Raw genomic sequence first — 16,125 nt, 5'->3', positions numbered from 1 at the left:
CATGTCTCCCGCGCCCGCGGGAGACATGCGCTCCGTCACTGCAAGAGGGGACATTCCTTGAGCTACCATTTCGAATTCGGCTGGCTGCTTCAATATTACCCTGAGATCAGCAAGGGCATACTGATTACCCTGGAACTCATCCTCGTCGGTGGCGTGCTCGGCATTTCGCTCGGCATCTGCTGCGCCTGGGTGCGGGCACTTGGCCCGGTCTGGCTGAAACCTGTCGTTGCCGCCTATGTCGAACTGATCCGCAACACGCCGTTCCTGATCCAGCTGTTCTTCATCTTTTTCGGTCTGCCGTCGCTCGGCCTCCAGCTCTCGGAATTGACGGCCGCCAATCTCGCAATGGTCGTCAACCTCGGCGCCTATAGCTGCGAGATTATCCGTGCCGGGATCCAGGCAACGCCGAAGGGCCAGTTCGAGGCAGGCGAGAGCCTCGCCTTGACTCGCTTCGAGACCTTCCGGCATGTCGTTCTCGTGCCGTCGCTGCAGCGCATCTGGCCGGCGCTGTCGTCGCAGGTGGTCATCGTCATGCTCGGCTCGGCGGTCGTATCGCAGATCGCTGCTGAGGATCTGACCTTTGCCGCGAATTTCATACAATCGCGAACCTTCCGCGCCTTCGAGGCCTACATCGTCTCGACAGCAATCTATCTCGCGCTGGCAATCCTGCTCCGGCAGGTGCTGGGTCTGATCGGCTGGTTCATCTTCCCGAGGAGAACAGCACGATGATCACGTTCACACTCTGGGACATCCTGCGCAACCTGCTACTCGCCACCCGCTGGACAATTGTTCTGTCGGTGGTCTCGTTCGTCGGCGGCGGCATGGTCGGTCTGGGTCTGCTGTTCCTGCGCATCAGCAAACGCAGGGCTGCCAGGGCATTCGCGAAATATTACATCGAGCTCTTCCAGGGCACGCCGCTGTTGATGCAGCTCTTCATCGCCTTTTTCGGTCTCGGAATCTTCGGAATTGACGTGCCGGCCTGGCTTGCCGCGGGATTGGCGCTGATCCTGTGGAGCGCCGCCTTCCTCACCGAGATCTGGCGAGGCTGCGTCGAAGCGGTTGCCAAAGGTCAGTGGGAAGCCTCCGCCAGCCTCGGCATGGGCCGCCTGCAGCAGATGCGCTACGTCATCCTTCCGCAAGCGCTGAGGATCGCCATCCCGCCAACCGTCGGTTTCTCCGTTCAGATCGTCAAGGGCACGGCGCTAACCTCGATCATCGGCTTCGTCGAATTGTCGAAAGCCGGCACCGTGGTCACCAACGCCACCTTCCAGCCCTTCACCGTCTACGGGCTCGTCGCGCTCATCTATTTCGCCCTTTGCTGGCCCTTGTCAAAAAGCAGCCAGATCCTGGAGAGGAAGCTCAATGTCGCTCATCGAAATCACTGAGGTCCGTAAAAGCTTCGGCGCCACCGAGGTGTTGAAAGGCATCAACCTCGACGTCGAGTCAGGGGAGGTCATCGCCATTATCGGCAAGAGCGGTTCTGGAAAATCGACGCTGCTTCGCTGCATCAACGGGCTTGAGACCATTACCAGCGGTTCCATCTCCGTGGCCGGCGCACAGCTCCTTGATGATGATGTGCATCTGAAGGCGCTGCGGCTCAAGGTCGGCATGATCTTCCAGCAATTCAATCTGTTCCCGCATCTGACGGCCGGCGGCAATGTCATGCTGTCGCAGACCGTGGTCAAGAAGACACCGAAAGCCGAAGCAGAGGCGACCGCCCGCAAGATGCTGGAGCGGGTAGGGCTTAGCCACAAGTTCGACGCCTATCCGGATGAGCTCTCGGGCGGTCAGCAGCAGCGCGTCGCCATCGCCCGCGCGCTCGCCATGCAGCCGACCGCGCTTCTTTGCGACGAGATCACCTCGGCGCTCGATCCGGAGCTGGTGGCCGAAGTTCTGGCCGTCGTGCGCGAGCTTGCTGCCGAGGGAATGACGCTCCTGATGGTCACGCATGAGATGAGGTTCGCCCGCGACGTCTGCAGCCGCGTCGTCTTCATGCATCAGGGCCGGGTCCATGAAGCTGGCCGGCCGGAGGATGTCTTCGCCCATCCGCAGACGGCTGAGTTGAAGCAGTTTCTCGGTGTCAGCTAGAGCTCTAGATTGAAGCATTCTGTTTGGCTCAAATGGAGTCGGATGGTCGACCGGCCGGCGCGCGCCGTAGCTCAGCCCTACGGCAAGCCGGCTGGTCGATCAGGGGGCCCGTTTCAGCCAGCCAAGCACATGAAGGGGCGCTTTGCGCACCCGATCCGGCTATGTACGGTCGCCGCGACTGGTCAGTGACTCAGCATCTCCTCGGCGATCTGCTTCCCACTCAGGCTCGCGGGGTAGTAGGTCGGCCAGTTGGTGACCTCATTCAGTAGCGCGGCGCGGTCATTGCCCCAGTAAAGATGGTAGTGGTCGGCCTTCTCGGGGGCGACGATGTGATCGCTGAACTGGATGAACCGAGGTGCGGCGTCATCACCGGCGCTCTTTCTGAAGATGAAACGAACCCCTCGATTACCCTTCTTGTAGGTGAGAATTTCGTGCCCATCCGTCTCGTAGTCTCCGACCACGGAGTCCTTGCCACGGAAAAAGGTAACCTTCTTTCCATTGATGACGATCCGGTCAACGATGCGCGTCGCTTAGTGATCAGCACTCAACGAACACATTCAGGTCATTCAGAAGGCGCCCGTTGCTGCAAAAGGTCCGGTTCAAACAGCATCGGTGCCGAAATCCGCGATCGTGCTGGCGTCATAGGCGCCGTTTTGGCCGGCCCGCTGACCGGATCACAGGCGGGGAGCCGTATCATTCTTCGACTTGTTCGGGCTGCAACGTCAAAGTTCGGCCTGCGGCCGCTCTGTCTTCGATCTGCCGACAGGGCGGCCGCTCTGGAAATTATCAGTTCTTGGTGCCGACAGGCGGGGGCAGCAAGACCGGTTCAGCCGAATGCTTTGGTGCCATCAGCTGCGCCAGGATGTCGTCGGCCGATTCACTCGAACCGCCAATCCCGGCCTCGCGCAATTGACGATCGAGATCGCTGCCGTTTTCCAGCGCGGCCAGTTCAGCACCGGCTTCGATGCGGCCGGCAGTGATTTCCTGGCGCTTCTTGATGCGCTCGAGACTTTCGACGGCGCTGCCGAGGCGGGTGTTGATGCCAGATTGATTGTGGGCAATCGCCGATTGAGCGCGCAGCAGCGACTCGTTGGCTTTGACATTCTCCACCTCGCGCTTCATCTGAGCAATGCGCGATTCGGTTTCCTGGATCGTGCGCAGCATCTGCTGCTGACGGGGCAGCAGCCGATCGAGCTCTTCCTGGTCTCGCTGCACTTCGGCGCGACTGTTGGCAATGCGCTGCGCGAGACCCTGCGCGAGGTCCGCGCGGCCGGCGGAGATTGCAGCGCGGGCGCTGTCGGTGTCCTTGGCTTCCTTTGCGCGGTTTTCTTCAAGCCGGCGCATGACGCTCTTGTTCGACGCCATGATGCCGGCCAGATCGGATCGAGCCCGGCGCAGCGACTGTTCGGCATCGCGGATTTCTTGGTCAAGAATGCGCATGGATTGGCTGTCGGCCGCCGCTTCCGCTGCCTCGTTGATGCCGCCACGAATGGCGGTAAAAATCTTTCCCCAGGTGCTCACGCTGCAATCTCCCCGCTTTTCCATTCTTCAATCATGTGTGCCGCATCGACCGCGTTGGCAGCCAGAATGGCGACCTCCTCGACGACTGTCTCGGCCGACGAGCGAGCCGACAGCGAGCCGAACAATTCATACCATTCCTCGCCGTCGATCGTGGTGATGCCGAAGCTGGAGAGCGGCACGAACTTGTGCGTCTTGAGAACCATCCGTTCGAAGGCCTCTCGCTTGGGCACGTCCTTGCATGGCACGAGAACAACGCTGACGAGAATATCGCGCTCACCGCTCACCGCGACGAAGACGTCGAGATCGCCTCTTTCCTTAAGAGTTACGCAGATGACGTCTCCTTGTTCGGGTACGGCGACGTCCACATCGCCCAGCGCTTCCGGATCAGCGGCGAACAGGCGTGTTAAAGTGGTCAGGTTCCAGGTCTCCAAAAAGTCCTCCATCGGTTAGAGCGTCGGAATCATCTGGGTAGTCGATTTACAACTTAAAGGTCTGGCGCGCGAAATAAATTTCAGTAGGGTATCTGTCAGCAACGGGGGCGAATCGCTTGCCATTTATCGCTACATTACTGCGGCGTGTATATCTGTCGCTCAGCGAATTGGCGTGGTCAGCCCTTCTTGTTATCCTCCTTGTGCACTTGGTTACGTCCTACCTGCTCTTCATGCTGGCCGGCGAAGGTGATCTCGTCGGCAACCCGATCGACTTTGTTTATTACTATATGGTTACGGCAACGACTGTCGGCTATGGCGATCTTTCCCCAAAATCGGGGCTCGGTCGGATCATGACCGTCCTCGTTGTTCTTCCCGGTGGCATTGCCATCTTTACCGCTGTTCTTGGCAAGTTGTTGACAGCGATCGGTACGATGTGGAGGAATCGCATGCGCGGACTGGGTGATTACAGCGAACGCACCGGTCATATCATCGTTTTGGGTTGGCAGGAGGGGCAGACTTATCAAACGCTGCGGCTGCTGCATTCCGAACGGCATGCCGACGAACCGATGGCCGTCCTGGTCGCCAAGGAGCTGCCGGAAAATCCCGCCAGCGATTTTGCCGACTACGTCCGCACGGAACGGCTTGCCGATGCCGACGCCTTGCTGCGGGCCGGCGTGGCCCAGGCACGTGCGATCATCGCGCGCGGAGCAAATGACGACGAAACGCTCGCTGCGGTGCTGATCGCCGAGGATCATGCGCCCAATGCCCATATCGTGGCCTATTTCGCCGACGACCGCACAGCACAGATGGTCAAGCAACGCCGGCCGCGCGTCGAGGCGGTGGGTTCGCTCGCCGAAGAGCTCCTGTCGCGCTCTGCACGTGATCCGGGCTCTTCGGAAATCGCCGCACGTCTGTTGTCGGCCGCTTCCTCGGACACCGCCTTTTCCCTGCCGGTACCGCCCTTGCAAACGTCGCTGCGTTATGGCGACGTGTTTTTAAGTCTCAAGCGCCGGCATCATGTGACGCTCGTCGGTATGCTGAGCCAGGGCGTCACCGATCTTAACTGCCGGGACGAGACGCTGTTGCGGGGCGGCGAGACGCTTTACTACATCAGCGAAATACGGCTAGATCCCGCTGCCATCGCCTGGGCTCGAATGGGAGACGTATCATGATCAGCTGGTTCGGCGGAAACAAGAACGAGAGGTCCTTGCCCGAAGAGCTTGGCCCCCTGAGCGCGGCCATCGGCGGGGCGCTTGAAATCGATTTCCTTTCGCTTGAAGCCGATGCTTTGGGCGGTGAGCCGGCCATGCCGCTGCCGCAAAGCGGGCCGTTCATCATTGCCGGCTACGGTGAAGTCCTGCTCGATGCCGCGACGGTTCTTTCGCGCTATTACGATGAAGAGAACCGGTTGATTCAAGTGATGTCGGCGTCGGGCAAGCCGGGTGACGTGATCGACGACATCAGCTTTTATCAGCCTTGGGACAGCGTCGTGCCCGCCGGCCAGAGCGAATGGAACCGCTGGACCGGGCCGGCTGGCCTGATCGGTCAGCCATCCTATGATGCCGATGGGATCCTCTACAACCGATTTTGGGGCGACGGCCCGGAACGCGCCCAGCTGGTGGAATTTGTTGAAAAGGTCACTGATGGAGAAACCCAGCGCTCCATTCATCAGACCTGCATGTTGTATTATCGCCCGCTCGGCTCGACGCGCGAAATGCTTCTGATCAATGTCGAGCGCGACCTCGATCTCGGACAGGCTCAGGCGGGCAGCTCGGTGGAATTTCTGATCGGTTATGGATTGGCTCCGGCAGACGTTCGCCGCGTCTGATGGACCTGTCAATTTCAACGGAGGACTTTTTCAATGCTCGATTACGTGGCGGGCCTGCCTGCCTTCCTCGGCTATTTCGCCGTCGGTCTTGCCGCCTACGGCGTTTTCGGGGTCATCTACACATTCTTGACGCCGCAAAAGGAAGTTCAGCTCATTCGCGCGGGCAATCTTGCGGCCGTCACGGCATTCTTGGGCGCGCTTGTCGGTTTCAGCCTGCCTCTGGCATCGGCCGCAGCAAATTCCGTCAGCATCGTAGACTACGTCATCTGGGCTATAATAGGCATTCTGGCGCAAATCCTTGCTTTCTATATCGCGAACTTCACCATGAAGGACCTGCATGAAAAGATCACCGCCGACGATATCGCCGCGGGCATATGGGGTGGGGGCATCGCGCTCGTCATCGGTATTCTCAACGCCGCCTGCATGACCTATTGAGGGAGGGAAAGATGCGCAGACGCATGAGCGGGCACAGGCGACCTTTGCTGGCCCTTGGCACCATCGCCGCCTCGACCCTGGCGCTGTCCGGCTGCGGCGAGGAGGCTCCTTCGGACATCATGTTCACTTCCGTCGACCAATGTGTGGCGGCGGGCATGGATCGGCAGGTCTGCCAGGCAGGCTATCAGGATGCGATGCGCGCCCATCTCGCCGCCGCGCCGCGTTTTAATGGCATGGCCGCCTGCGAGGCCGAATACGGCAAGGGCCAGTGCACCGAACAGCCGTCAAACACCGTCGCCAATAATAGCGGCGGAGGCGGTAGCTTCTTCGTGCCCTTCCTGGCAGGCTATATGCTGTCTTCGGCACTGAACAATATCGGCGACTATTACGACTATCGCCGGCGCCAGGAGCAGAGCGGCTCCTATTACGGCTCGACGCCGATTTATCGCAATCGCTCCGGGCAGACGGTCACAACCACTGTTCGCTCGGGCAGCGACAGCGTGACCGCACCCTCGCGCCAGACTGTCAAGCCGGTCAACGTCAATACCCGCACAGTTGCCCGACAAGGCTTCGGCGGCCGTTCGTCATTCAGTTTCGGCGGATGACATGAAACGCATCACCCTTCCGGCGCGTCCTGACTGGCGTGACAAGGCGCGGGCCGTTGGCTTCGGATTTCACGTCATGTATGGCGAACCCTACTGGCTCGACGATGCCGCCTATACCTTCACGCTCGATGAGATCGAGAAGCAGATCGAAGAGCCGAGCCAGGAGCTGCATGACATGTGCATGGATCTGGTCGGCGAGATCGTCGGCAGCGAAGAGTCGCTAGACAGGCTGGCCATTCCGGAGGACCTGCGCGATGTGGTGCAGCGGTCCTGGCAGCGCCGGGACCGGCACCTCTACGGCCGTTTCGATCTAGCTTATGATGGCAACGGCCCAGCCAAGTTGCTCGAATACAACGCCGATACCCCGACCTCGGTGTTCGAGACGGCCTATTTCCAGTTCAACTGGCTGACTGATCAGATCGCTTTGGGTGTTCTGCCCAAAGATGCGGACCAGTATAACTTCCTGCAGGAAAGCCTTGTCGAGGCGTTCGATCAATTTCCCAAGGAGTCGATCTTCCACTTCGCCGCGATAACCGACAATGAGGAGGATCGAGGCACCACCGTCTACCTCATGGATTGTGCGGTGCAGGCGGGCCATCGCGTCGAGCTTCTGGACATTCGGGAGATCGGCATCGATGCGCAGGGCCGCTACACCGACCTCAAGGATCGGGTGATCGACCGCTGCTTCAAGCTTTACCCGTGGGAATTCATGCTGCGCGAGCCCTTCGCTCGCGAACTCGCGCGCTCGGGCGATGTTTTCGTCGAGCCAGCCTGGAAGGCGGTGCTCTCCAACAAAGGGCTTCTGCCTCTGCTCTGGCAGCGCCACCGCAATCATCCCAATCTGTTGCCTAGCTATTTCACCGATGATCCGGCGGCTTCGACTTTGACCGATTACGTGCGCAAACCACTCTTGTCGCGGGAAGGCGAGAACGTCACCATATTTCGAAATGGTCGGGACTCGATTTCCGCCCCCGGCGACTATGGCGACGAAGGCTTCATCGTTCAGGCCTATGCCCCGCTTTTCGAAAGCGATACCGGCTTTGCCGTGCTCGGCAGCTGGATAGCCGGCGATCGCGCCTGCGGCCTCGCCGTCCGCGAGGACCGCTCGCGCATAACCGCAAACCTATCGCGTTTCGTGCCGCACGTCATAATGGATTGAGGTGTCTTCTGCTGCCGCCGCTGTGACATCCGCAGTGAAGTTTAGTGCCGACGCGCCGAGAACCACCGATATCACTCAATTGAACCAGGCATCGAGGCTCCTCCTCGATCCGCCGGCTATTCTCCGAGCGGATGGGTGGCATCGGGCATCGAAGCTTCCAGTGTCGGACCGCGGCTTTCCGCCTGCGCCATCGCCTTCACCAGGGCGATGATCGTTTCACGGACATCGGCATCGCCGATCTTTAGAAAGGCGCGGTTCAGCACCAATCCTTCTTTCGTTCGCAGGAATTCGGCGACCGGATCGGCATCGTTCGGCAGATCCAACCCTTGCAGCCTCAATGGTTCGGAATCGCTCTGTTCGAAGAAGAAGCTTGGTGAGGTGTGAAGCACTTCGGCAATTCGCTGCAAACGGCTCGCACCGATGCGGTTGATTCCCTTCTCGTATTTCTGAACCTGCTGAAAGGTCACGCCGATCTGATCGGCAAGCCGCTCCTGGCTCATTCCGAGCAGCTGCCGGCGCGTTCTGATGCGCGCTCCGACATAGCTGTCTATGGCATTCGGTGTCTTGACATTCATCGCGTATTTTCAGCCTCGATCGCATTTCAATCGGCGCAGCTGTAGTACCCCTTTGAGCGGTTTGCCACGATTGTTTTCGTATAGCATACCACATATGCGATGATCCCGGCTGACTGTGGTATGAAACCCCCATCCGTCAGGCGGTCAGCGACGCAAGAACCTGTCGACGGAAGGACAAATCGGACCAAAGCCGTACCGATCCTGGCTAAACCGGGCTGGTGATTGTTGCCCGGCCTGCGTTAAATGCTTTTCAGCGACCGTCGCTCGACAGTCTTGCCAGCCCCGATCGCCCCAAGATCCATCGAAAACGACGCGGCCCCGAGCGTGACCGTGCAGGAGGGATATTGATGGCAACCGTTGCCGAGCGCGCGCCGCGTTTTGAAAAGACGACCATGTCTATTCTGGTGGCTGTCAGCTTCTGCCATATGCTGAATGACATCATGCAGTCGCTGCTCGCCTCCCTCTATCCGCTGTTTAAGGCGAATTACGATCTCGATTTTGTGCAGATCGGCCTCCTGACCATGACGTTCCAGGTCACGGCGTCTCTGCTGCAACCGGTGGTCGGCATCGTCACCGATCGCTGGCCGATGCCCTATTCTCTGCCGGTCGGAATGGCGAGTACTTTCTGCGGTCTCATTCTGCTCGGCAATGCCGGCAATTTCGCGCTGCTGCTGGTCGCCGCAAGCCTGATCGGCTTCGGTTCGGCCGTCTTCCATCCGGAATCTTCGCGTGTTGCCCGTCTTGCCTCCGGCGGCCGCCACGGTTTCGCGCAGTCCTTTTTCCAGGTCGGCGGCAATGCCGGTCAGGCGATCGGTCCGCTGCTCGCCGCCTTCATCGTGCTGCCGCTCGGCCAGCACAGCGTTTCCTGGTTTGCCGCCATCGCCATGGTCGGAATGGTCGTGCTGAGCTGGGTGGGCAGCTGGTATATGAGCCACAGACGTCAAAACGCCAGCAGGCCGGCCGTCAGCCGAACCCTGCCGCTGCCGCAGAACAGGGTCGTCTGGGCATTGCTGATCCTCGTGCTGCTGACGGCGACGAAGAATGTCTACATGGCGAGCGTGTCGAGCTACTTCACCTTTTATGTCATCGACAAGTTTGAGCTCAGCGTGCAGCAGGCGCAGCTGATGCTTTTCCTGTTCCTCGGCTCGGTCGCCGTCGGCACTTTCCTCGGCGGACCGATCGGCGATCGCTTCGGCGCCCGTTTCGTCATCTGGTTTTCGATCCTCGGCGTCATTCCCTTCGCCTTGCTGCTGCCCTATGCCAATCTTTTCTGGACGGGCGTGCTCAGCATCGTCATCGGCCTTGTCTTTGCTTCGGCCTTTTCGGCGATCGTCGTCTTCGCCCAGGAACTGGTGCCTGGCCGCGTCGGGCTGATTGCCGGCGTCTTCTTCGGCTTTGCATTCGGGGCAGGGGGGCTTGGCGCGGCGTTGCTCGGCGATTTTGCCGACACCCACGGCATCGCCTTCGTCTACCGCCTCTGCTCCTACCTGCCGCTGCTCGGCCTTCTGACGGTCTTCCTGCCGCGCATCCCAAAGCCGAAATCCTAGGTCAGCCGCATGCAGGTGATGCATCGAGCCGGAAATCCCTCGATATTCCGGCGGGACGCATCATGCGGTTTCGAACGTCGCTATCGCGACAGGCACGAACGCATTTTTCATCTCATATGGGGAAGAGGGATCATCATTCCTTTAATCCACTATTTTTATAGATAATATTCTCGGAGAACGACATCGGTTACGGCACGTATAGGAAGGAAATGGCATGTCTGCTCATACACTGGTCGGCCTTGCGGGTAGCTTCAACCGCCCCTCGAAGACCTTCGCGCTCGTCGAAAACGTCGCCAGTCTCGCCCGTGAGAAATACGGCTTCGACAACACCATCTACGACCTGGCCGATGTCGGCCCCTCGCTTGGCCAAGCGCTGCGCCGTGACGATCTCGACAGCCGCGCCAAGGACATCATCGACGACATCGTCAATGCCGACGTGCTGGTTATCGGCGCGCCGACCTACAAAGGCAGCTATCCCGGCCTCTTCAAACATCTGATCGACCTGATCGATCCGCATGAGCTGCGCGCCAAGCCGATCGTGATCAGCGCAACCGGCGGCGGCGACCGGCATGCGCTTGTGGTCGAGCATCAGCTCCGCCCGCTCTTCGGCTTCTTCATGTCCCACACGCTGCCGACGGCCATTTATGCTTCCGACCGTGACTTCACCGATTACCGCGTCTCGTCCGAGCCGCTTTCCAAGCGGATCGAAGATGTCATTCGCGAGCTTTCTGCCTTCTTTCCTGCCCGACATCAAGCGCTTATCGCTGCCGAGTGAAAAGTGCCGAAACAGGTTTGAGGCGGCGCCCGGAGGCGCCGTTTTCATTTTTTAGAATATGCTTACGAGCCGCAATTAATCCACAAATTTAATGGAAATTTATCCTGCCGATATCGACGGCAAGGCAAGAGTATTTCCGACCTTTCCTCCACATCAGACTTTCGTACTTCGCTCCCGATGCGCGCATTTGCCATGATCGGCCCGCTCGGGGCGTTCGGCCTCATTCAGTCAGACGGGACATAAAATGACCAAGAACAAAAATCTTCACGGCTTCCACCTTTCGCGCCGCGCGGCTCTTGCAGCCGTCGCTGTTTCCGCTGCCGCGCTAATTTCCTTTGCAGCGCCCGCTCCTTCCTTTGCCGAAGACAAGTCGATCAAGGTCGGCATCATGGCCGGCGAGGATGAGGACGTATGGCGCGTGGTCACGAACGAGGCGGCCAAGAAGGGCCTCAAGATCGAGACCATTACCTTCAACGACTATACCCAGCCGAACGAAGCGCTGGAGCGTGGCGAAATCGACGCCAACGCCTTCCAGCACCAGCCCTATCTCGACAACCAGGTCAAGCAGCACGGCTATCACATCGTGCGCGTCGGTTATACCGGGGTCTGGCCGATCGGCCTCTATAGCAAGAAGCACAAATCCGTCGCCGAGATCCCGGAAGGGGCTGTCATTGGCGTGCCGAACGACCCCTCGAACGAAGGCCGGGCGCTCCGCGTTCTGCAGAATGAAGGCCTGATCAAGCTGAAGGACGGCACGGGCATTCTCGCAACCGTTGCCGACGTCATCGACAATCCGAAGAAAATCGAGATCAAGGAGCTCGACGCTGGCATTGTCGGCCGTTCGATCGACGATCTGGATGCAGGCGTCGTCAACACCGACTGGGCGCTGAAGAGCGGCCTTTCGCCGGCCGAACGCATTGCGCAGGAGCCGATCGCCGATAATCCGTACCGCAACTTCATCGCCGTCAAGGACGAGAACAAGGATGCCGACTGGGTCAAAACGCTTGTGTCTTCCTATCAGAATGACACCGTCAAGGCCGAGTTCGACAAGGTCTACAAGGGCACGGGTCTCAGCGCCTATTGATCCGAAAGAGGGCCGGGGTTAAGGCCCGCCGAAGGCGGCCCGGGTGTCCTTGCCGGGGCCGCCTTCAGTGTTTGTAAGGAAAAGCACATGAATTCGTTTGTTTCCACCACGGCGATTGAGGCACAGCCACAAGCGGCGGCCGAGGAGGTGGTGAGGCTTACCGACGTGAAGCGGCGGTTCGGAGCCACGCCGGCGCTCGATGGAATTTCACTGAAAGTGAAGAGGGGCGAGATCCTCGGCATCATCGGTCGCAGCGGCGCCGGCAAATCGACTCTGATCCGCTGCCTGAACGGGCTGGAGCGTGCCGACAGCGGCGAAATCCGCATCGAAGGCCGTGATATCACCCGGCTTCAGGAGCAGGAGCTGCAGCTGCTCCGTCGCCGCATCGGCATGATCTTTCAGCATTTCAATCTGCTTTCCGCCAAGACGGTCGAAGACAATGTCGCACTGCCGCTGAAGATCGAGGGTGTTGCCAAGGCCGAGCGACTGAAGCGGGCGCATGAACTGCTTGAGCTCGTCGGCCTTGCCGACAAGGCGAAGGCCTATCCCTCGTCACTCTCGGGCGGCCAGAAGCAGCGCGTCGGCATCGCCCGGGCGCTCGCGGCACGCCCGGCGCTCCTGTTATCGGACGAGGCGACATCGGCGCTCGATCCCGAGACGACTCGGTCGATCCTGGCGCTGCTCAAGGATATCAACGGTAAGCTCGGACTGACCATCCTGCTGATCACGCACGAGATGGAAGTGGTGCGCGGCATTGCCGATCGCGTCGCAGTCATCGATGCCGGCCGGATCGTCGAGGAAGGGCAGGTCTGGTCGATCTTCGCCAATCCGCAGGCTGAGACCACCAGGAGCCTGCTCGGCGGCATCCGGCCGCAGCTTCCGGATCATATCGCCGGCCGGCTGTCGGCGACGGCGGGCAGCGAAGCGATCCTCAGCGTCGATCTCGCCGGACCCGAAGCACAAGGCGCGCTGTTTGCCGAACTCTCGGCGGCACTGCCGCATTCGTTCCGCCTCGTCCACGGCGGCATCGACCATATCCAGAACCAGCCGGTAGCGCGGTTCTTCATCGCCATTCCCACGCGCGATCCCGCGCTTGCCGGAAAGGTCGAACAATTCCTGACGGCCCGGTCCGCCCGGGTGGAGGTGCTTGGCTATGACGCCGATCATGCTTGAACTGCTGATCCGTTCGCTTTGGGAAACGGTCCTGATGACCGTCGCCTCGGGCGTGATTTCACTCGTCGCCGGCCTGCCGCTCGGCCTTGCCCTTGTTGTGACGGCACGCGGCGGCATCGCTGAAAATCTCTGGATCAATCGCGTCCTCGGCGCTGTTATCAGCGGCTTCCGTTCGGTGCCCTTCATCATCCTGCTGGTGGCGCTGATCCCACTGACGCGGCTGATCGTCGGCACGGCGCTCGGCACATGGGCAGCCATCGTGCCGCTCGCCATCGCCGCGACTCCCTACTACGCGCGTATTGCCGAAGTATCGCTGCGCGAGGTCGACCGCGGGTTGATCGATGCAGTGCGCGCCATGGGCGGCAATCGCTGGACAATCGTCCGCGAGGTGCTGGTGCCGGAAGCACTGTCTGGCATCGTCGCAGGTTTCACCGTCACGCTGGTGACGCTGATCGGCGCCTCCGCCATGGCCGGTGCAATCGGCGCCGGCGGTCTCGGCGATCTCGCCATCCGCTACGGCTACCAGCGTTTTGAAACCAGCGTGATGATCGCGGTGGTAGCCGTCCTCATCGTCCTCGTCTGCGGCATCCAGTGGCTAGGCGACCGGCTGGTCGCCAAGCTCGATCATCGATAGGTCAAGGGCGGAGGCTTGCGGCGGGCGAACGGCAGGCAGCGAATGCTTTGCTGCGTTAATTGTCCTAAGGCTGTATCGCATCAGCCACCTGTGAAATGATAAGGTGGCGATGAAAGAGCCGGAGGAACGCATGACGAAGAAGACGCTGTCGGATTGGGTGGAGCTTGCGCAGAAGGAGCTGCGCGCCTTGCCCGACACACTGACCTGGCACACGCCGGAAGGCATCGCCGTCAAGCCGCTCTATACCGCCGACGATGTCGAAGGCGCGGCGCACCTCGGCTCGCTGCCCGGTTTTTCGCCCTTCACCCGCGGGCCACGCGCGACGATGTACGCCGGCCGGCCATGGACGATCCGGCAATATGCCGGCTTCTCGACGGCAGAGGAATCCAACGCCTTTTATCGCCGCAATCTCGCTGCCGGCCAGAAGGGCCTGTCGGTTGCCTTCGATCTTGCCACCCATCGTGGTTATGACAGCGATCACCCCCGCGTCGAGGGCGATGTCGGCAAGGCGGGCGTCGCGATTGATAGCGTCGAGGACATGAAAATCCTGTTCGACGGCATTCCGCTTGGGGAAATGTCTGTTTCGATGACCATGAACGGCGCCGTCATTCCGATCCTCGCCAATTTCATCGTCGCTGGTGAAGAGCAAGGTGTTTCCCGCGCAGAGCTGTCGGGAACCATTCAGAACGACATTCTCAAGGAGTTCATGGTCCGCAACACCTATATCTATCCGCCCGAGCCTTCGATGCGGATCGTTGCCGACATCATCGACTATACGGCAAGGGAGATGCCTAAGTTCAACTCGATCTCGATCTCCGGCTATCACATGCAGGAGGCCGGCGCGACGCTGGTGCAGGAGCTCGCCTTCACGCTGGCCGACGGCCGCGAATATGTCCGCGCCGCAATCAAGAAGGGCCTCGATGTCGACGATTTCGCCGGAAGGCTCTCCTTCTTCTTCGCCATCGGCATGAATTTCTTCATGGAGGCCGCAAAACTCCGCGCCGCCCGCCTGCTCTGGACCCGGATCATGGAGGAGTTCCAGCCGAAGAAGGAAACTTCGCTGATGCTGCGTACCCATTGCCAGACCTCCGGCGTCTCATTGCAGGAACAGGACCCCTATAACAACATCGTCCGCACCGCCTTCGAAGCGATGTCGGCCGTGCTCGGCGGCACGCAGTCCCTGCACACGAATTCCTTCGACGAGGCGATCGCGCTGCCGACGGAATTTTCCGCCCGCATCGCCCGCAACACCCAGCTCATCCTCCAGCATGAAACCGGGGTGACCAAGGTCGTCGACCCGCTGGCCGGCTCCTATTACGTCGAAAGCCTGACGAAGGAACTTGCCGACCACGCCTGGGCGTTGATCGAAGAAGTGGAAGCGCTCGGCGGCATGACCCGCGCCGTCAATGACGGCCTGCCGAAGCGACTGATCGAGGAAGCGGCGGCGCGCCGGCAGGCGGCCGTCGACAAAGGCGAGGAGGTCATCGTCGGCGTCAATCGCTACAGGCTCGACAACGAACAGCCGATCGACATTTTGAAGATCGACAACAGTGCGGTGCGCAACGCCCAGATCAAACGGATCGAGGAAACCAAGAGACGGCGCGACGGCGCCACCGTGCGCGAGACTCTGGCCAGCCTGACGGAGGTCGCGCGGAGCGGCAGGGGAAACCTCCTGGAAGCCGCCATCGAGGCAGCGCGGGCCCGCGCCACCGTCGGCGAGATCTCGGATGCCATGCGTGATGCCTTCGGCGATCATGCCGCAACGCCTGCCGTCATCAAGGGCGTCTATGGCGAGGCCTATGACAACGAGCCGGAACTTGCGGTGCTGAAGACCCGCATGGCGGAGGTCACGGAAGCGATGGGACAGCGGCCGAAAATCATGGTTGCCAAGCTCGGTCAGGACGGTCACGACCGTGGCGCCAAGGTGATCGCCTCGGCCTTCGGCGATATCGGCTTCGATGTGCTCGCCGGTCCGTTGTTCCAGACACCTGACGAGGCTGTCGAGATGGCGCTTGGCGAAAAGGTCAATGTGGTTGGAGTCTCGTCACTGGCAGCGGGTCACAGGACGCTGATGCCACAGCTGGTCGACAAGCTGAAAGAGCAGGGGGGTGACGATATCATTGTCGTCTGCGGCGGCGTCATCCCGCGGCAGGACTATGAATTCCTGCACGAACACGGCGTTGCGGCCGTGTTCGGGCCGGGCACGAACGTCCTCGAGGCGGCAAACTCCGTCCTCGACCTCTTGCAGGGCAGGCGGCGAAACCAGTAGC

At 60.4% G+C, this 16,125-nt stretch carries 17 protein-coding genes and 1 pseudogene; 14 read left to right on the top strand and 4 right to left on the bottom strand.

Features of this window, described 5'->3' with window-relative positions:
• The first annotated feature begins 57 nt into the window (after positions 1–57).
• From J0663_RS22825 to J0663_RS22815, 3 genes are read left to right on the top strand one after another with little or no spacing between them, the layout of a single operon-like run.
• Positions 58–729 (top strand): amino acid ABC transporter permease, encoded by a 672-nt coding sequence (locus tag J0663_RS22825; RefSeq protein WP_207245150.1) that lies wholly within the window; start codon positions 58–60, stop codon positions 727–729.
• Positions 726–1,385, top strand: coding sequence for an amino acid ABC transporter permease (locus J0663_RS22820; protein ID WP_207245148.1), 660 nt, complete (start codon positions 726–728; stop codon positions 1,383–1,385). Before J0663_RS22825 ends, J0663_RS22820 begins: the two co-directional genes overlap by 4 nt.
• Positions 1,363–2,088 (top strand): amino acid ABC transporter ATP-binding protein, encoded by a 726-nt coding sequence (locus J0663_RS22815; protein WP_207245147.1) that lies wholly within the window; start codon positions 1,363–1,365, stop codon positions 2,086–2,088. The genes J0663_RS22820 and J0663_RS22815 overlap by 23 nt, the downstream gene beginning before the upstream one ends.
• 182 nt (positions 2,089–2,270) lie before the next feature.
• Here J0663_RS22815 and J0663_RS22810 read toward each other — a convergent pair.
• From J0663_RS22810 to J0663_RS22800, 3 genes and pseudogenes are all read right to left on the bottom strand, one after another.
• Positions 2,271–2,606 (bottom strand): annotated as a pseudogene (locus tag J0663_RS22810) (ZinT family metal-binding protein); the annotation flags it as partial.
• Positions 2,607–2,874: 268 nt separating this feature from the next.
• Positions 2,875–3,609 carry a PspA/IM30 family protein gene (locus J0663_RS22805; protein WP_207245145.1) on the bottom strand — a complete coding sequence of 245 codons (735 nt, stop codon included), beginning with the start codon at positions 3,607–3,609 and terminating at the stop codon, positions 2,875–2,877.
• A complete protein-coding gene (locus J0663_RS22800; protein ID WP_207245142.1) occupies positions 3,606–4,052 on the bottom strand; it encodes a YjfI family protein in 447 nt (148 codons plus the stop codon). Before J0663_RS22800 ends, J0663_RS22805 begins: the two co-directional genes overlap by 4 nt.
• A 104-nt stretch (positions 4,053–4,156) precedes the next feature.
• On the opposite strand from J0663_RS22800, the gene J0663_RS22795 reads away from it, so the two are divergent.
• Genes J0663_RS22795 through J0663_RS22775 form a run of 5 tightly spaced genes read left to right on the top strand, consistent with a single transcriptional unit; the run spans position 4,157 to position 8,067 of the window.
• Positions 4,157–5,212 carry an ion channel gene (locus J0663_RS22795; RefSeq protein WP_207245140.1) on the top strand — a complete coding sequence of 352 codons (1,056 nt, stop codon included), beginning with the start codon at positions 4,157–4,159 and terminating at the stop codon, positions 5,210–5,212.
• Positions 5,209–5,868 carry a DUF2491 family protein gene (locus J0663_RS22790; RefSeq protein WP_207245135.1) on the top strand — a complete coding sequence of 220 codons (660 nt, stop codon included), beginning with the start codon at positions 5,209–5,211 and terminating at the stop codon, positions 5,866–5,868. Before J0663_RS22795 ends, J0663_RS22790 begins: the two co-directional genes overlap by 4 nt.
• Before the next feature lie 33 nt (positions 5,869–5,901).
• Complete coding sequence (locus J0663_RS22785; RefSeq protein ID WP_207245134.1) at positions 5,902–6,303, top strand: DUF350 domain-containing protein; 402 nt, start codon at positions 5,902–5,904, stop codon at positions 6,301–6,303.
• Between the two features lie 11 nt (positions 6,304–6,314).
• Positions 6,315–6,908 carry a DUF1190 domain-containing protein gene (locus tag J0663_RS22780; protein WP_207245133.1) on the top strand — a complete coding sequence of 198 codons (594 nt, stop codon included), beginning with the start codon at positions 6,315–6,317 and terminating at the stop codon, positions 6,906–6,908.
• A 1-nt stretch (position 6,909) separates the two neighbouring features.
• On the top strand, positions 6,910–8,067 hold the full coding sequence (locus J0663_RS22775) for a glutathionylspermidine synthase family protein (protein ID WP_207245132.1): 1,158 nt from the start codon (positions 6,910–6,912) through the stop codon (positions 8,065–8,067).
• Between the two features lie 116 nt (positions 8,068–8,183).
• Here J0663_RS22775 and J0663_RS22770 read toward each other — a convergent pair whose 3' ends face one another.
• Positions 8,184–8,642 (bottom strand): helix-turn-helix domain-containing protein, encoded by a 459-nt coding sequence (locus J0663_RS22770; protein WP_207245131.1) that lies wholly within the window; start codon positions 8,640–8,642, stop codon positions 8,184–8,186.
• A gap of 347 nt (positions 8,643–8,989) precedes the next feature.
• Here J0663_RS22770 and J0663_RS22765 point away from each other — a divergent pair, with 347 nt between their 5' ends.
• From J0663_RS22765 to scpA, 6 genes are all read left to right on the top strand, one after another.
• Positions 8,990–10,189, top strand: coding sequence for an MFS transporter (locus J0663_RS22765; protein ID WP_207245130.1), 1,200 nt, complete (start codon positions 8,990–8,992; stop codon positions 10,187–10,189).
• Between the two features lie 214 nt (positions 10,190–10,403).
• Complete coding sequence (msuE, locus tag J0663_RS22760; RefSeq protein WP_207245128.1) at positions 10,404–10,964, top strand: FMN reductase; 561 nt, start codon at positions 10,404–10,406, stop codon at positions 10,962–10,964.
• A gap of 244 nt (positions 10,965–11,208) precedes the next feature.
• A complete protein-coding gene (locus tag J0663_RS22755; RefSeq protein WP_207245127.1) occupies positions 11,209–12,048 on the top strand; it encodes a MetQ/NlpA family lipoprotein in 840 nt (279 codons plus the stop codon).
• 87 nt (positions 12,049–12,135) lie between these two features.
• The gene (locus tag J0663_RS22750; RefSeq protein WP_207245126.1) at positions 12,136–13,221 is read left to right on the top strand and encodes a methionine ABC transporter ATP-binding protein; all 1,086 of its coding nucleotides are present in this window, start codon (positions 12,136–12,138) and stop codon (positions 13,219–13,221) included.
• Complete coding sequence (locus J0663_RS22745; protein WP_207245125.1) at positions 13,202–13,855, top strand: methionine ABC transporter permease; 654 nt, start codon at positions 13,202–13,204, stop codon at positions 13,853–13,855. The genes J0663_RS22750 and J0663_RS22745 overlap by 20 nt, the downstream gene beginning before the upstream one ends.
• Positions 13,856–13,985: 130 nt before the next feature.
• On the top strand, positions 13,986–16,124 hold the full coding sequence (gene scpA / locus J0663_RS22740) for a methylmalonyl-CoA mutase (protein WP_207245124.1): 2,139 nt from the start codon (positions 13,986–13,988) through the stop codon (positions 16,122–16,124).
• The last annotated feature ends 1 nt before the right edge of the window (position 16,125 follow it).

Source organism: Rhizobium lentis (genome assembly GCF_017352135.1).
Taxonomy (GTDB): Bacteria; Pseudomonadota; Alphaproteobacteria; order Rhizobiales; family Rhizobiaceae; genus Rhizobium; species Rhizobium lentis.
The sequence above is the reverse complement of the archived record's forward strand: the minus strand, read 5'-3'. Positions and strand labels throughout refer to the sequence as shown.

Bases quoted from the DNA above. Each gene is read 5' to 3' on its own strand.
- msuE (WP_207245128.1), top strand. From the start codon at position 10,404: ATGTCTGCTCATACACTGGTCGGCCTTGCGGGTAGCTTCAACCGCCCC.
- J0663_RS22820 (WP_207245148.1), top strand. From the start codon at position 726: ATGATCACGTTCACACTCTGGGACATCCTGCGCAACCTGCTACTCGCC.
- J0663_RS22765 (WP_207245130.1), top strand. From the start codon at position 8,990: ATGGCAACCGTTGCCGAGCGCGCGCCGCGTTTTGAAAAGACGACCATG.
- scpA (WP_207245124.1), top strand. From the start codon at position 13,986: ATGACGAAGAAGACGCTGTCGGATTGGGTGGAGCTTGCGCAGAAGGAG.
- J0663_RS22800 (WP_207245142.1), bottom strand. From the start codon at position 4,052: ATGGAGGACTTTTTGGAGACCTGGAACCTGACCACTTTAACACGCCTG.
- J0663_RS22775 (WP_207245132.1), top strand. From the start codon at position 6,910: ATGAAACGCATCACCCTTCCGGCGCGTCCTGACTGGCGTGACAAGGCG.
- J0663_RS22785 (WP_207245134.1), top strand. From the start codon at position 5,902: ATGCTCGATTACGTGGCGGGCCTGCCTGCCTTCCTCGGCTATTTCGCC.
- J0663_RS22745 (WP_207245125.1), top strand. From the start codon at position 13,202: ATGACGCCGATCATGCTTGAACTGCTGATCCGTTCGCTTTGGGAAACG.
- J0663_RS22790 (WP_207245135.1), top strand. From the start codon at position 5,209: ATGATCAGCTGGTTCGGCGGAAACAAGAACGAGAGGTCCTTGCCCGAA.
- J0663_RS22755 (WP_207245127.1), top strand. From the start codon at position 11,209: ATGACCAAGAACAAAAATCTTCACGGCTTCCACCTTTCGCGCCGCGCG.
- J0663_RS22750 (WP_207245126.1), top strand. From the start codon at position 12,136: ATGAATTCGTTTGTTTCCACCACGGCGATTGAGGCACAGCCACAAGCG.
- J0663_RS22770 (WP_207245131.1), bottom strand. From the start codon at position 8,642: ATGAATGTCAAGACACCGAATGCCATAGACAGCTATGTCGGAGCGCGC.
- J0663_RS22815 (WP_207245147.1), top strand. From the start codon at position 1,363: ATGTCGCTCATCGAAATCACTGAGGTCCGTAAAAGCTTCGGCGCCACC.
- J0663_RS22780 (WP_207245133.1), top strand. From the start codon at position 6,315: ATGCGCAGACGCATGAGCGGGCACAGGCGACCTTTGCTGGCCCTTGGC.